Origin of the sequence: Stutzerimonas degradans, assembly GCF_024448505.1 — a bacterium.
GTDB classification, from domain to species: Bacteria; Pseudomonadota; Gammaproteobacteria; order Pseudomonadales; family Pseudomonadaceae; genus Stutzerimonas; species Stutzerimonas degradans.
The window spans coordinates 166576-181626 of sequence record NZ_JAMOHV010000003.1 but is presented as its reverse complement, the minus strand read 5'-3'; the positions used below and the strand labels follow the sequence as shown (position 1 = coordinate 181626).

Annotated in this window: 12 protein-coding genes; 3 read left to right on the top strand and 9 right to left on the bottom strand. The window is 66.6% G+C overall.

The genetic code is table 11. The features are described from left to right. Nucleotides 1-127 precede the first annotated feature (127 nt). From NAV27_RS06005 to NAV27_RS05980, 6 genes are all read right to left on the bottom strand, one after another. On the bottom strand, nucleotides 128-1588 hold the full coding sequence (locus NAV27_RS06005) for a sodium-dependent transporter (RefSeq protein WP_102827624.1): 1461 nt from the start codon (nucleotides 1586-1588) through the stop codon (nucleotides 128-130). Between the two features lie 77 nt (nucleotides 1589-1665). Further along, nucleotides 1666-2316, bottom strand: a complete 651-nt coding sequence (gene maiA, locus NAV27_RS06000; RefSeq protein ID WP_102827625.1) for a maleylacetoacetate isomerase — start codon at nucleotides 2314-2316, stop codon at nucleotides 1666-1668. 70 nt (nucleotides 2317-2386) lie between these two features. Then, nucleotides 2387-3466: a 4-hydroxyphenylpyruvate dioxygenase gene (gene hppD, locus NAV27_RS05995; RefSeq protein ID WP_102827626.1), complete on the bottom strand. Its 1080-nt coding sequence runs from the start codon at nucleotides 3464-3466 to the stop codon at nucleotides 2387-2389. Between the two features lie 294 nt (nucleotides 3467-3760). Then, nucleotides 3761-5170 carry a sodium-dependent transporter gene (locus NAV27_RS05990; RefSeq protein ID WP_102827627.1) on the bottom strand — a complete coding sequence of 470 codons (1410 nt, stop codon included), beginning with the start codon at nucleotides 5168-5170 and terminating at the stop codon, nucleotides 3761-3763. A gap of 109 nt (nucleotides 5171-5279) precedes the next feature. Beyond that, the gene (locus NAV27_RS05985; protein WP_054093525.1) at nucleotides 5280-6374 is read right to left on the bottom strand and encodes a Glu/Leu/Phe/Val dehydrogenase dimerization domain-containing protein; all 1095 of its coding nucleotides are present in this window, start codon (nucleotides 6372-6374) and stop codon (nucleotides 5280-5282) included. A gap of 84 nt (nucleotides 6375-6458) precedes the next feature. After that, on the bottom strand, nucleotides 6459-9929 hold the full coding sequence (locus NAV27_RS05980) for an indolepyruvate ferredoxin oxidoreductase family protein (RefSeq protein ID WP_102827628.1): 3471 nt from the start codon (nucleotides 9927-9929) through the stop codon (nucleotides 6459-6461). A gap of 198 nt (nucleotides 9930-10127) precedes the next feature. Between NAV27_RS05980 and NAV27_RS05975 the strand changes: the two genes are divergently transcribed. Next, on the top strand, nucleotides 10128-10598 hold the full coding sequence (locus NAV27_RS05975; RefSeq protein WP_008567373.1) for an Lrp/AsnC family transcriptional regulator: 471 nt from the start codon (nucleotides 10128-10130) through the stop codon (nucleotides 10596-10598). A gap of 10 nt (nucleotides 10599-10608) precedes the next feature. Here NAV27_RS05975 and NAV27_RS05970 read toward each other — a convergent pair whose 3' ends face one another. The 3 genes from NAV27_RS05970 to NAV27_RS05960 all read right to left on the bottom strand — a co-directional run bounded on the left by NAV27_RS05970 (nucleotide 10609) and on the right by NAV27_RS05960 (nucleotide 13551). Beyond that, a complete protein-coding gene (locus NAV27_RS05970; protein WP_043297959.1) occupies nucleotides 10609-11304 on the bottom strand; it encodes an anaerobic ribonucleoside-triphosphate reductase activating protein in 696 nt (231 codons plus the stop codon). After that, entirely contained in the window at nucleotides 11301-11456 is a 156-nt protein-coding gene (gene nrdD / locus NAV27_RS05965) for an anaerobic ribonucleoside-triphosphate reductase (RefSeq protein ID WP_043297960.1), read from the bottom strand. Before nrdD ends, NAV27_RS05970 begins: the two co-directional genes overlap by 4 nt. Nucleotides 11457-11532: 76 nt before the next feature. Beyond that, nucleotides 11533-13551, bottom strand: coding sequence for a ribonucleoside triphosphate reductase (locus NAV27_RS05960; protein ID WP_180981391.1), 2019 nt, complete (start codon nucleotides 13549-13551; stop codon nucleotides 11533-11535). A gap of 237 nt (nucleotides 13552-13788) precedes the next feature. Between NAV27_RS05960 and NAV27_RS05955 the strand changes: the two genes are divergently transcribed. Beyond that, nucleotides 13789-14466, top strand: coding sequence for a Crp/Fnr family transcriptional regulator (locus NAV27_RS05955; RefSeq protein ID WP_003287970.1), 678 nt, complete (start codon nucleotides 13789-13791; stop codon nucleotides 14464-14466). A 99-nt stretch (nucleotides 14467-14565) separates the two neighbouring features. After that, nucleotides 14566-14961 (top strand): putative zinc-binding protein, encoded by a 396-nt coding sequence (locus NAV27_RS05950; protein WP_003287972.1) that lies wholly within the window; start codon nucleotides 14566-14568, stop codon nucleotides 14959-14961. Nucleotides 14962-15051 lie beyond the last annotated feature (90 nt).

Sequence of the window (15051 nt, the reverse complement as noted above, 5' to 3'; positions counted from 1 at the left end):
CGGAATGTGAAAATCCTTGATCTCAGCCAGTTTCTCGGCCGTCCGTCAGCAAACTTGAACGCAGCGGCGAGGCCCGTGACCGCCCGGTCCGCACGCCAGCACCGCGCCAGCGTGCGAACCGCTCGGCTCAGCGTCCGGCCAGGGCCGGCATCACCCGTGGGCGCAGGCCTTCGCCGAGCAGGCTCAGCAGCGCGATGGCGCCGACGATCCAGTACCAGCGCGCCAGCGGGTCGAAGCCCAGCCAGCCGAGGGCATGCAGAAACACCATGAGGATCATCACCGGGCTGACGTAACGCACCATGAACAGCCACAACGCATGTCCGGCCGGCGACAGGCCCAACTCGTCGCGCATGATCTCCGAGCGCAAGCAGTAGCCGGCCAGCACCACCATGCAGATTCCGCCCAGCGGCATCATCCAGCGCGAGGTGATGTAGTCCAGCCCGTCGAACAGCGTCATGCCGAACAGTTTCCACTCGGCGCCGAGGTTGAACGACAGCATCGCCAGCAGGCTGATCGCGATCAGCACGGCGCCGGAGCTGGCGGCGGCGCGGGCGCGGCTGATGCCGTGCTTCTCGTTGAGATAGGCCACCACCGCCTCGATCATCGAGATCGCCGACGTCAGCGCCGCCACCGAGACCATGGCGAAGAACAGCACCCCGAACGCGGTGCCGAACGGCATCTGCTGGAAGGCCAGCGGCAGGCTCATGAAAATCAGCCCGGGGCCGGCGCTCGGGTCCATGCCGTTGGCGAAGATCACCGGGAAGATCGCCAGGCCCGCCAGCAGCGCCACGCTGGTGTCGGCGATGGCGACGATGACGGTGGTGCGGGCGATGGACTGGCCGTCCGGGATGTAGGAGCCGTAGGTGAGAATCGCCCCGGAGGCCAGGCTGAGGGTGAAGAATGCATGGCCCAGCGCCGCCAGCAGCGCCTCGCCGGTGATCTTCGAGGCATCGAAGCTGAACAGGAAGGCAAAGCCCTCGGCGAAGCTGCCGTTGGTGAACGAATAGCCCACCAGCACGATGAGCATCACCGCCAGCCCCGGCATCATCCAGCGGAACGCCCGCTCGACGCCGGCCTGCACGCCCTTGCCGACGATCCACAACGTCAGCAGCGCCACCAGCAGGCTCCAGCCGCCGAGCGCCCACGGATCGGCGTTGTGCGCCTCGAACACCTGGCCGAGCGCTTCCACGCTGGGCGCGGCGAGCGAGCCGTCGAGCATCTTCCAGGTGTAGGAAAACGCCCAGCCGGCCACCACCACGTAGAAGCACAGGATCAGGAAGCCGGCGAGCATCGCCATGCCGCCGACCAGCTTCCACGCCGGGTTGCCGTCGTTCTCGCGCACCACGCGGCCGATGGCGTCGATCGGGCTGCCGCGCCCGCGCCGGCCGAGGGCGATCTCGGTCATCATCACCGGAATGCCGATGGCCAGGATGCACGCCAGGTACATCAGCACGAAGGCGCCGCCACCGTACTCGCCGGTGATGTAGGGGAATTTCCAGATGTTGCCCAGGCCCACGGCGGAGCCGGTTGCAGCGAGGATGAAACCCCAGCGCGACAGCCAGAGGTTCTTCGGTTTTTCACGGGTCATGCGTCACCTGTTTGTTTTTATCGTGACGGAATTCGGACCGCCGCACCGAGGCGCGACGGCATGCAAGGCACCACGGATCATTGGGCGTCGGGCTGCACCTCCGGAGCGGCGCTGCGGAAGGACTCAAGCGCTTCGCAACGCTCGGCCAGCTGACGGATGCGCGGGAACGGTGCGAGATCACAGGCAAAGCGGCGTGCGTTATACACCTGCGGCACCAGGCAGGCCTCCAGATAACCGGGGCGGTCGCCGAGCGAGAAGCGCCCGGCGAACACGTCCAGCCCCTGCTCCACCGCCGCGAGGCCCGTAGCGACCCAGTGGCGATACCAGGCGTCCTTCGCCGCATCGTCCACGCCGAGTTCGCCGCTGAGGTACTGCAGCACGCGCAGGTTGTTCAGCGGATGGATCTCGCAGGCGATGTGCAGCGCCAGCGCGCGCACCTGCGCCCGTTCCAGCGGATCGCCCGGCAGGATCGCCGGCACCGGAAACACCTCCTCGAGGTATTCCAGAATCGCCAGCGACTGCGCGATGCGCGCGCCGCCGTTGACCTCGTCCACCAGCAGCGGCACCAGCTGCTGCGGATTGAGCGCGCGGTAGTCGGCGGCGCGCTGCTGTCCGCCGTCCTGCACCAGATGCACCGGCACCTGGCGATACGCCAGGCCCTTGAGGTTGAGCGCGATGCGCACACGGTAGGCGGCGCTGGAGCGCCAGTAGGAATAGAGGGTCAGCATGAGGGCTCCGGTTCCGAGGTGCGGTTCGATGAAGAGACGGTGGATGGGCATCCGCCATCTACCCTGCGCCTCACTCGCCGATCACGCCGCGGCGCAGCTGGTCTTCCTCGATGGATTCGAACAGCGCCTTGAAGTTGCCTTCGCCGAAGCCCTGGTTGCCCTTGCGCTGGATGATCTCGAAGAAGATCGGGCCGATCACCGTGTTGGTGAAGATCTGCAGCAGGATGCCGTCATCGCCCGGTGCACCATCGATCAGGATATTCAGCTCACGCAGCTGGTCGAGCGGCTCGCCGTGGCCGGCGACGCGGGTGTCGACCTTCTCGTAGTAGGTGTTCGGGGTGGTCATGAAATCCACGCCGTTGGCACGCAGCTGGCGCACGGTGGCGTAGATGTCGTCGGTGGAGAGCGCGATGTGCTGGATGCCCTCGCCGTGGTACTCGCGGATGAATTCCTCGATCTGCGACTTGTCGTCGGCCGACTCGTTGATCGGGATGCGGATCTTGCCGCAGGGCGCGGTCATGGCGCGGGAGAACAGCCCGGTGAGCTTACCCTCGATGTCGAAGTAGCGAATCTCGCGGAAGTTGGCGATGCGCTCGTAGAAGCCGGACCAGACATCCATCTGCCCGCGCTTTACGTTGTGGGTCAGGTGGTCGATGCACATCAGGCCGACGGCGTTGTCGTTCGGCGTGCGCCCTTCGATGTACTCGAAATCGACGTCGTAGATGCTCTTGTCACCGTAGCGGTCGACCAGATACAGCAGCGAACCGCCGATGCCCTCGACACAGGGGATGTTCAGCTCGCCGAAGTTGGCGTGGCTGCCGACCAGCTTGGCGCCCTGGGATTCGACGTAGGCGGCGGCCTGCGCGGCGTTCTTCACCCGGAAGGCCATGGCGCAGGCGCTCGGGCCGTGCTTCTCGCCGAACTCGCGCACGTGCCCGGTCGGGCTGCCGTTGAGCACGATGTTGATGTCGTGCTGCTGGAACAGCCAGACCTCCTTGGAGCGGTGCTTGGCGGTTTCGGTGAAGCCCATCTGGGTGAACAGCGTGCGCAGTTGCTCGATACCTTCGGCATTCGGCGCGGTGAATTCGACGAACTCGAAGCCGTCGGTACCGATGGGATTGTGTTGCTCGATCTTGTTAACGGCGTTCATTGCGCCTCCTGTTTCTTGTTATCGATTCGCTGAAGTCCGCAGACTCCTGCACGCATGGCTGAGGTCATGACAAACCAGCGCAGGCGGCGAAACAAGCGGGCTGCGGCCGCCTGGGCGAGCCGCATGCCGGCAGCGCTGTCAGCTTTTCCTTACACCGCGCCAACCGCGCTCCGGCGCGGCTACCCGGCTTGCCAGGCGTAACGAAAAGCTGACAACCGCCTGCGACAGGCTGCCGCACGGTGGAAAAGCACTGCGGGCGTTCGGATGCGCCACCGCGCGGCCTGGTCCACGCGTTCAGAGCACGCCGATCAGGTTGAGGAACACCAGCGTGATCGCCACCGGCGTGCCGTAACGCAGCAGGTTCCACCAGGCGTTGAACCAGCCCGGCTGGGCGATGCCGATAGCCTCGCGCACCGCTTCCTTCTGCAGTACCCAGCCGGTGAACAGCACCGTGCCCAAGCCACCCAGCGGCATCAGCCAGTTGGCGGTGAGGTAGTCCATGCTGTCGAAGAAGGTGTGACCGAATAGCTGATAATCGGCCCAGTGGTTGAACGAGAACACGCTGGCCAGGCTCATCAGCCACAGCACCGCGCCGGTCAGCAGCACCGCGCGAGTCCGGCTGACGCCGAAGCGCTCGTTGAGCCAGGCGATGCCCGGCTCGCTGAGCGAGATCGTCGAGGTCACCGCCGCCAGTACCAGCATCACGAAGAACAGCCCGCCGAATACCTGGCCCAGCGGCATCTGGCCGAAGGCGATCGGCAGCGTGACGAAGATCAGCCCCGGCCCCGCCCCCGGCTCCAGGCCGTTGGCGAACACCAGCGGGAAGATCGCCAACCCGGCGAGCAGTGCCACCGTGGTGTCGGCCAGCGCGACCAGCAGCGAGGTCTTGGCGATCGACACGCCCTTGGGCAGGTACGAGCCGTAGGCCATCATCGCGCCGCAACCGAGGCTGAGGGTGAAGAACGCATGGCCGAGGGCGAGCAGGAAGCCCTCGGCGCTCAGCTTGGAGAAGTCCGGTACGAAGAGAAACGCGGCGCCGCGGGCGAAGTCGCCGGCGATTGCCGCATAGCCGACCATGCCCAGCAGCAGCAGGAACAGCCCCGGCATCATGAAACGCAATGCCCGCTCCAGGCCGTCGCGCACGCCCAGACCGACGATCAGCATGGTCACCGCCAACACCGCCGAGCCGTACAGCACCAGCCGCAGCGGATCGGCCAGCAGCGCATCGAACTGCGCCGTGCTGGCCGCGGCATCGGCGCCGCTGAACGCGCCGCCGAGCGTCGCCGGCACATAGGCCAGCGCCCAGCCGGCGATCACCACATAGAAACTCAGGATCAGAAAACCGGTGAATGCGCCGAGCCAGCCGACCTTGCGCCAGTGCGCACTGGCGCCGGCCAGGGCGGCCAGCCGTGCCACCGAGCCTGCCGGGTTCTGCCGGCCGGCGCGGCCGATCATCACCTCGGCCATCAACAGCGGGATGCCGATGGTGAGGATGCAGGCTAGGTACACCAGCACGAAGGCGCCGCCGCCGTTCTCGCCGGTGATGTAGGGGAATTTCCAGATATTGCCCAGGCCCACCGCCGAGCCGGTGGCGGCGAGGAAGAACACCCAGCGCGAGGACCAGAGGCCGCGGGCGGCGCTGGATTGCGGACGAGCGAGCGCGCCGGCGAGGCTGCCGGCGGCGAGGCTGCTTTTATCGGTCATTGCGGATTCCTGCTTGTTGTTTTTGTCAGGTCGGAACGAACGGAGCGCGCGGCCGGTGCGTATGGCACCGGCGCGGCTCGAGAGATGCCGGCCGAACGGCCGGCGCGGGTCACGATGCCTGGCGCTGAAGCGCCTCGGGCTGCGCGTCGCCACCGGCCTGCAGGCGTTCCAGCGCCAGGCGGTCGGCGATCACCGAGGTCGGCTCGCCGCTGGCGGCGGCACGGGTGAAGATCTGCTGCAGGGTGTCGCCGATGGCGCGCACGTGGGCATCGCTCTGCGCGGCGCTGCCGCCGATGCGCTGGTAGTAGACGTCGATGATGCCGCCAGCGTTGATCGCGTAGTCAGGCGCGTACAGCTGCTCGCGCCGCTGCAGTTCGGCGCCGATTTCCGGCGTGGCCAGCTGGTTGTTGGCGGCCCCGGCGATCACTGGGGCGCGCAGCACCTCCAGGGTCTGCTCGTTGAGGATGCCGCCCATGGCGCAGGGCGCGAACACGTCGACGTCCAGGCCGTAGATGTCCTGCGGGCGCACCACGTTGGCGCCCAGTTCCTCCATGGCCTGCTGCACGTTGGCGTCGAAGATGTCCGCCACCCACAGCTCGGCGCCGGCCGCCTTGAGGTGTCGGCCGAGGCCCAGGCCGACATGGCCGACGCCCTGGATCGCCACCTTCAGCCCGGTCAGGTCGTCGCGACCGAGGCGATGACGCACCGCGGCCTTGAGGCCGACGAACACGCCGAGCGCCGTGGACGGCGACGGGTCGCCGCTGGCGATGCTGCCATCGAGCAGGGTGCGCGGCGTCGCGCCCATCACGTGGCGGGTGCGCTGGGCAAAGGCCTGCATCTCGGCATCGCCGGTGCCGGAGTCGGCGGCGGTGATGTAGCGGCCGCCGAGGCTCTCGATGAAATCACCCATGGCGTGCAGCAGCGCCTGGCTCTTGCCAGTGTGCGGGTCGCCGATGATCACCGCCTTGCCGCCGCCGAGCTTGAGCCCGGCCAGCGAGGATTTCAGCGTCATCCCGCGCGACAGGCGCAGCACGTCGCGCAGGGCGTCGTCGTCGTTGGCGTAGGGGAACATCCGGCAACCGCCCAGCGCTGGGCCCAAGCGGGTGTTGTGAATGGCGATGATGGCTTTCAGACCCGATGCCTGGTCATGGCAGAAGACCACCTGTTCATGGCGGTCGAAGTCGGGGTGAGCGAAGACGGACATGGCGTTACCTCGTGGTTGTTGTCAGGTTGCGGCCCCGCCGGCGCGGGGCTCTGGGCAAAACATTCCGGGCGGATGCTGCGCCGCTCACGCCGCCGGCTGGAACAGCCGCACGCTCTGCACTTCGTCGCCTTTGGCCAATTGCTCGCGCAGCAGTTTTTCCTGCTGGTGGACCTTGGCCAGGGCACGCTCCTTCACCGGGCCGTAGCCGCGGATCTGTTCCGGCAGCGCGGCGATGGCCACGGCGGTGCGGTAGTTGGTCGGCTTGAGCTGGGCCAGCAGGTCGGCCACGGTCTTCTCGTAGTCGACGATCAGCTGGCGCTCGACGCGGCGATCATGGCCATAGCCGAACGGATCGAGCGGCGTGCCACGCAGGAAGCGCAGCTTGGCCAGCACACCGAACACATCGAGCATCCACGGGCCGAACTCGCGTTTGCGCGGCTCGCCGGTCACGGGGTCACGCTTGGCCAGCCAGGCCGGGGCGAGATGGAACTGCAGCTTGTAGTCGCCCTCGAACTGCGCCGCCAGTTGCTGGCGGAACTCCGGCTCGCTGTAGAGGCGCGCCACTTCGTACTCGTCCTTGTAGGCCAGCAGCTTGAAGTAGTAACGCGCGACTGCCTTGGACAGCGCCAGATCATCCGCGGTGTCGGCGTCGCGTACGCGCTCCACCAGTTGGCGATAGCGCCGCGCCAGGCCGGCGTTCTGGTACTGGGTGAGGAAGTCCACGCGCCAGTCGACGATCTCTTCCAGCGTCTTGCACACCGGTTCGGCCAGCTCGGCCGGGCGCGCCAGCTGCTCCACCGCGTCGCGCTCGAGCACCGCACGGCGACCCCAGCGGAACGCCTGCAGGTTGAGCTTGGCCGACACACCGTTGAGCTCGATGGCCTTCTCGATGGCCTCGGCGGAGATCGGCAGCAGACCCTGCTGATAGGCGAAGCCGAGCAGGAACAGGTTGGTGGCGATGCTGTCGCCCAACAGCCGCGTGGCCAGGCGGGTGGCGTCGATGAAGTGGGTCTTGTCGGCGCCGACCGCATCGCTGATCGCCTGGCGCATGGCTGCGCCGGGCACCTGGGCATCCGGGTTGCGGGTGAACTCGGCGGTGGCCGCTTCGTGGCTGTTCACCACGGCGTTGCTGTTCAGCTCGTTGAGACGGGTCAGCGACTCGTCGCCGGCCGCCACCACCAGATCGCAGCCGAGCAGCAGGTCGGCCTCGCCGGCGGCGATGCGCACGGCGTAGATGTCGCTCTGTTTGGCCGCAATGCGCACGTGGGTGGTCACCGGGCCGAACTTCTGCGCCAGGCCGGCTTGGTCGAGCACCGTGCAGCCCTTGCCTTCCAGGTGCGCAGCCATGCCCAGCAGCGCGCCGAGGGTGGTCACGCCGCTGCCGCCTACGCCAGGAATCAGCACGTTCCACGGGCGCTGCAGCGGGGGATGCTGCGGCTCGGGCAACTCGGAGGCTTCAAGGCCATGAGCGACCGCTTCGGGCTTGCGCAGCCCGCCGCCGTGCACGGTGACGAAGCTCGGGCAGAAGCCTTCGACGCAGGAGTAGTCCTTGTTGCAGGCGTTCTGGTCGATCTCGCGCTTGCGTCCCAGCTCGGTCTCCAGCGGCAGCACCGACAGGCAGTTGGATTTCTCGCCGCAGTCGCCGCAGCCCTCGCACACGGCGGGGTTGATGAACACGCGCTTGGCCGGGTCTTCCAGCTTGCCGCGCTTGCGCCGACGGCGCTTCTCGGTGGCGCAGGTCTGGTCGTAGATGATCACCGAGACGCCCTTGAACTCGCGCAGCTCGCGCTGCACGGCGTCCAGTTCGCGGCGGTGATGGAAGGTGGTGATCGGCGCGAAGCCGGCGCGGCTCGGGTACTTGTCCGGCTCGTCGCTGACCAGGGCGATGCGTTTGACGCCTTCGTCGGCGATCTGCCGGCTGAGCTGGTCAACGCGTAGTTCGCCGTCGATCGGCTGTCCGCCGGTCATCGCCACGGCGTCGTTGTAGAGCACCTTGTAGGTGACGTTGACCCCCGCCGCCACGGCCGCGCGGATCGCCAGGCTACCGGAGTGGAAGTAGGTGCCGTCGCCGAGGTTCTGGAACATGTGCGGGGTGTCGGTGAACGGCGCCTGGCCGATCCAGTTGACGCCCTCGCCGCCCATCTGGGTGAAGGTTTCGGTGCGCCGGTCCATCCACTGCACCATGTAGTGACAGCCGATACCGGCCGAGGCGCGGCTGCCCTCCGGCACCTTGGTCGAGGTGTTGTGCGGGCAGCCAGAGCAGTAGTGCGGGGTGCGCACGGTGGTGTAGCTGCGCGCGGCCAGGGCCTTTTCCTTGGCATCGAGGAAGGCCAGGCGGGTCTGGATGCTGTCGCTGGTGTAGATCGGCGCGAGGCGCTTGGCGATGACGCGGGCGATCATCGCCGGAGTCAGTTCGGAGAGGTTCGGCAGCAGCGAATTGCCCTGTTCGTCGAATTCGCCGACCACCCGCGGGCGCTTGTCCACCGGCCAGTTGTAGAGCTGCCCGGTGAGCTGGTCCTCGATGATGCTGCGCTTCTCCTCGACCACCAGGATCTCGTCCAGCCCCTGGGCGAACTCGTGCACCGAGACCGGCTCCAGCGGCCAGCTCATGCCGACCTTGAGCACGCGCAAGCCGACCGAGGCGCACAGCGCTTCGTCCAGGCCGAGGTCGTCCAGCGCCTGGCGCACGTCGAGATAGGACTTGCCGGTCGTGATGATGCCGAGGCGCGGGTTGGGCGAATCGAGCATCACCCGGTTGAGGTTGTTGGCGCGGGCGAAGGCGCGCGCGGCGTAGATCTTGTAAAGGTTGAGGCGTTTTTCCTGCGCCAGCGGCGGGTCCGGCCAGCGGATGTGCACGCCGTCTTCGGGCAGCTGGAAGTCTTCCGGGATGCGCGTCTGCACGCGCAGCGGGTCGACTTCCACCACGGCGGAGGAGTCGACGTTCTCGGCGATGGTCTTCAGGGCCACCCAGCAGCCGGAGTAGCGCGACAGCTCCCAGCCGATGATGCCGTAGTCGAGGATTTCCTGGACGTTCGCCGGGTTGAGCACCGGGATCGAGGCGGCGATGAAGGCGTGCTCGCTCTGGTGCGGCAGCGTCGAGGATTTGCAACCGTGGTCGTCACCGGCGAGCAGCAGCACGCCGCCATGCGGCGAAACACCGGCCGCGTTGGCGTGCTTGAACACATCGCCGGCGCGGTCGACACCCGGGCCCTTGCCGTACCACATGGCGAACACGCCGTCGTACTTGGCGCCGGGGAACAGGTTGGTCTGCTGGCTGCCCCACACGGCGGTGGCGGCCAACTCTTCGTTGACGCCCGGCTGGAAGTGGATGGCGTGTTGCTTGAGATAGTCGCGGGCATCCCACAGGCTCTTGTCCAGCCCGCCGAGTGGCGAGCCGCGGTAGCCGGAGATGAAGCCGCCGGTGTTCAGGCCACGGGCCTGGTCGCGCTGATGCTGCAACATCGGCAGGCGGGTCAGCGCCTGGGTGCCGGTGAGGTACAGATGACCGGTTGCGAGCCGGTACTTGTCATCCAGACGGATCTCGGCCAGTGACATGGGGCGCTCCTGTTTGTTGTTATCGGAGTCAGGGTGGTCACGATGTTGCCACCCGCCTTTTGCTCGGACAGGGGATCGCCCTGCCTGCACGTGCGTACAGTCTGGCCGCGACGAACAGAGATTTTCTTTCTACTTTTGCGTTGGAACGGCCGTGCCGTGCATGATCATTTCGCGAACAACAATAAAACAGGAACAACCATGCAGCCCTCTCCACTCAGCCCCATCGACCGCAAGATTCTCCTGCTGCTGCAGCACAACGCCGATCTGTCCGCTGCGGAAATCGCCGAAAAGGTCGAGCTGTCGCAATCGCCCTGCTGGCGCCGGATCAACCGCATGCAGGAGGAAGGGCTGATCGAGCGCAAGGTCGCCCTGCTCAACCCGAAGAAGCTCGGGCTGAACATGACGGTGTTCGTCAACATCAAGCTCTCGGCGCACGGGCGCAGCAACCTGGACGAGTTCGAGCAGGCGGTGGTCGGTTATCCCGAGGTGCTGGAGTGCTACACCATGGCCGGCGAATCGGACTACCTGCTCAAGGTGGTGGCCCGGGACATCGACAGCTACGAGCGCTTCCTGCGCGACCAGCTGCTGCAGCGCCCGCATGTGCAGGAGGCGCACTCGCACATCGCCATGAGCGAGGTGAAGCGCACCACGGAGCTGCCGCTGGATTGAGTCGGTGCGCTCAGCCGCGCACCACGAACGAGGGGAACAGCCGGTCCAGGCGCTCCCAGAGACGCTGCAGGTCATACGGCGCCGTGCTGTCGGCCAGGCTGGCGTCGAGCATGCGCGCGGTGCGCACGCACTGCACCACGAAGCGCTCGACACCGCGGGCGCGCAGGCGCTGGGCCATGTCCCAGAGCAGCCCGGCATCGAATAGGTTCCAGTGCACGGTGGTCCGGCACTCGTGCTCGACGCCACTTTCCAGCAGATGGTCGAGGCTCTTCCAGTTGGCCTTGCCGCTGCCCTCGACGCCGGTGATCAGCGTGCTCTGCTCGGGCAGCGCCTTGATGTCGAAGCCGACCCAGTCCACCAGCGGCAGCACCTGACGGAACAGCTTCGGCTTGATCCCGGCACTGTGCAGGCCGACCTTGTAACCCAGCGCCCGCACCTGCGCGATGGCGTCCGGCAGCGCGGTCTGCAGCGTCGGTTCGCCACCGCTGAACACCACCGCCTCGAGCAGGCCGATGCGCTGCTCGAGGAAATCGAGAATCTCTGCCCAGGACTTTTCCTCGCTGCCGCAGGCGGGGATCAGCTGCGGGTTGTGGCAGTAACGGCAGCGCCAGCCGCAACCCTGGCAGAACAGCACGCAGGCCAGGTGATCGGGGAAATCCAGAGTGGTCAGGGGCACGAGGCCCCCGACCCGCAGCGCTGCGGTCACCGCGCCGCCGCTTCGGTGAAATGCAGGCGCTCGCGGTGTTCGGACTGCTTGCCCGGGTTGAACGCCGCAACCGGGCGGTGGTAGCCCATCACGCGGGTCCAGACTTCACAACGCTGGCGCTGTTCCTGGGGCAGTTGGCTGGCTTGGCTCATGGTGCTTCTCCTTACTTGCTGGGGTGTGAGTATGCAGCGCCGCACCGCGCGGAGCTGCGGGGCATGGGGTCGCAGCTCAGGCGGGCAACGCCGCTTCGGCGCGCTGCTTGTGCAGCAGGGCCTCGTCGCACTTGGGGCAGAACTCGTGTTCGCCGGCCAGGTAGCCGTGCACCGGGCAGATCGAGAACGTCGGCGTCACCGTCAGGTATGGCAGGCGGAAACGCGACAGCGCGTTGCGCACCAGCTTCTTGCAGGCCTCGGTGGAGGAAATCTGCTCGGCCATGTACAGGTGCAGCACGGTGCCGCCGGTGTACTTGGTCTGCAGCTCGTCCTGCAGCGCCAGCGCCTCGAAGGGATCGTCGGTGAAGCCCACCGGCAGCTGCGAGGAGTTGGTGTAGTACGGCGCCTCGGCCGAGCCGGCCTGAAGGATGTCCGGGAAACGCTTGCGGTCTTCCTTGGCGAAGCGGTAGGTGGTGCCCTCGGCAGGTGTCGCTTCGAGGTTGTAGAGGTGGCCGGTGTCTTCCTGGAACTGCACCAGCCGCGCGCGGACATGGTCGAGCAGCTCCACCGCCAGCGCGCGGCCGGCCGGCGTGTGCATGCCCTCGCTGTCATCGGTGAAGTTGCGCACCATCTCGTGCAGGCCGTTCACGCCGATGGTGGAGAAGTGATTGCGCAACGTGCCGAGGTAGCGCTTGGTGTACGGGTAGAGCCCGGCATCCATGTGGTGCTGGATCACCTTGCGCTTGACCTCCAGGCTCTGCCGCGCCATTTCCAGCAGGGCATCCAGATGCTCGAGCAACGCCGCCTTGTCACCGGCATGCAGATAGCCCAGGCGCGCGCAGTTGATGGTCACCACGCCGAGCGAGCCGGTCTGCTCGGCCGAACCGAACAGACCGCCGCCGCGCTTGAGCAGCTCACGCACGTCCAGCTGCAGGCGGCAGCACATCGAGCGCACCTGGTTGGGCTGCATATCGGAATTGAGGAAGTTCTGGAAGTACGGCAGGCCGTAGCGTGCGGTCATCTCGAACAGGCGCTCGGCGTTCTCGCTGTCCCACGGGAAATCGTGGGTGATGTTGTAGGTCGGGATCGGGAAGGTGAACACCCGGCCGAGGCCATCACCGGCCTGCATCACCTCGATATAGGCCCGATTGATCAGCTCCATCTCGGCCTGCAGCTCGCCGTAGGCGAAGGGCATTTCCTCGCCGCCGATATAGGGAATCTGCTCACGCAGGTCCTCGGGGCAGACCCAGTCGAAGGTCAGGTTGGTGAACGGCGTCTGCGTGCCCCAGCGCGACGGCACGTTGAGGTTGTAGATGAACTCCTGAATCGCCTGGCGCACCTCGTCATAACCGAGATTGTCCTTGCGCACGAAGGGCGCGAGGTAGGTATCGAAGCTGCTGAACGCCTGGGCACCGGCCCACTCGTTCTGCAGCGTGCCGAGGAAGTTGACCATCTGTCCCAGCGCACTGGACAGGTGCTTCGGCGGCCCCGCCTCGACACGCCCGGGAATGCCGTTGAAGCCCTCGTTGAGCAGCGTGCGCAGCGACCAGCCGGCGCAGTAGCCGGCGAGCATGTCCAGGTCATGGATGTGCAGATCGCCGTCGCGGTGGGCGCGGCCGATTTCCGGGCTGTAGACCTCGTCCAGCCAGTAGTTGGCGGTCACCTTGCCGGACACGTTGAGGATCAGCCCGCCCAGCGAATAGCCCTGGTTGGCGTTGGCACGCACGCGCCAGTCCTCGCGCGAGAGGTACTCGTTCATCGACGAGGCGACATCGACGATGGCCTTGCGGTCGCGGCGCAGGCGCCCGTGGCGCTCGCGGTAGACGATGTAGGCGCGCGCGGTGTCGAAGTAACCCGCGCGCATCAGCGCATGTTCGACGCGATCCTGCACCTGTTCGACATCGACCTCGTCCAGCCCGGCAAGCTGCCGCTGCACGGTGTCGGCCAGGGTCAGCGCCGCCGCATCGCCGAATTCGCCAGTGGCCTCACCCGCCGCAGCGATGGCGCGGCTGATCTTGTCCAGTTCGAATGCGACCCGCCGTCCATCGCGCTTGCGCAACATCCTTGACACCGCGCCCTCAACCCGCTCGTCCATTTCGCCTCCGAATACTATATGTAGATATTCAATACGCACTTAAACACAAGATGATGGAAATCTACGGACTAAACGGTTATGGCGAATTGACCATCATCAAGTCGGGCAAAACATCGACGGGAGGTGGTGGGCGACCTGCGACGACGCCCCAACTTGTCCGCGGTCAAGGAAAATCCGGGCAGCCACCTTCTAGGATGCAGCCTCGAACCATCCCGGCCCGGTGCCGGGGGAGGAGCCATGCTTACAGAACCGTCGCTCATCGCCGGGCTGCGCCGTCATCACCTGTTCAGTCGCCTGCCGGAAGCCGCCATGCAGGAAATCTGCGCCACGGCCAACCTCAAGCGCCTGCCCGCAGGTGCTTCGCTATTCCATCAGGGCGACAAGGCCGACCGCTTCTATTTCCTGTTCAGCGGGCAGATCAAGCTGCACCGGGTGATCTGCGACGGTCAGGAGAAACTGGTCGAGGTGATGCGTCCGGGCGAGTCGTTTGCCGAGGCGCTGCTGTTTCGCGGCACCCCGCTGTATCCGGTCAGCGCCACGGCGCTCAAGACCAGCCTGGTCGCCAGCCTGAACGGCCCCCAGTACCGCCGCATGCTTGAGGAGCACCCGGCGATCTGCCTGGAAATCCTCGCCACGCTTAGCGTGCGCCTGCACCAGCGCATGGGCGAGATCGACACCCTCACGCTGGCCAACGCCAGCCGCCGCGTGGCGCGCTTTCTCGCCCAGGCGCAGAGCGACGACAGCGGCGTGATCACACTCGACGTGCCCAAGCGGCTGATCGCCTCCAAGCTGGGCATCCAGCCGGAAACCTTTTCGCGCATCCTGCATCGGCTGGTCGAGTCCGGAACCATCGCCGTGCAACGCCGCCGTATCGAGATTCTCGACAGCCGCGCGCTGACCGCCTACGACGAGTAGGCCTGCGGCGGATCGCCTCAGGCATCTTGATCATCATCAAGGCCGCGCCCGGGGTCGGGCGCGATACTGCCTTTCGGTTTCACGCAGCGGGAGGAGCTCATGACCAAGTCCAGCATTCAACCTTTGGTGTATTCCTGCTCGGGCTGCTCCAACGTGGCACAGATGGCCAATACCCTCGCCGTACGTCTCGATCGCGCCGGGCTGGCGGAAATGTCCTGCATTGCCGGCGTCGGCGGTCGCGTCGAGGCGCTGGTGCGCAAGGCGCATTCCGGCCGGCCGATCCTTGCCATCGACGGCTGCCCGCTGCACTGCGCACGCGCGTGCCTGGCCCAGCATGGCGTCACGCCCGACGTGCACATCACCCTCAGCAGCTACGGCCTGCGCAAGCGCTATCGCGAGGACTGCAGCGCGGAAGAAGCCGACGCGTTGTTCGAGGACATGAAGGACATCATCGCCAGCGACCGCATGCAGCCGCGCCGCCTGCGGGTCTGCTGAAGCGCGACGCTCCGCCTGCGCGCAAGCGTAGCGACGCTGCGAAGTACGCATAAAAAAGGCGGGGCATGCCCCGCCTTGTCGCCCCCCTCA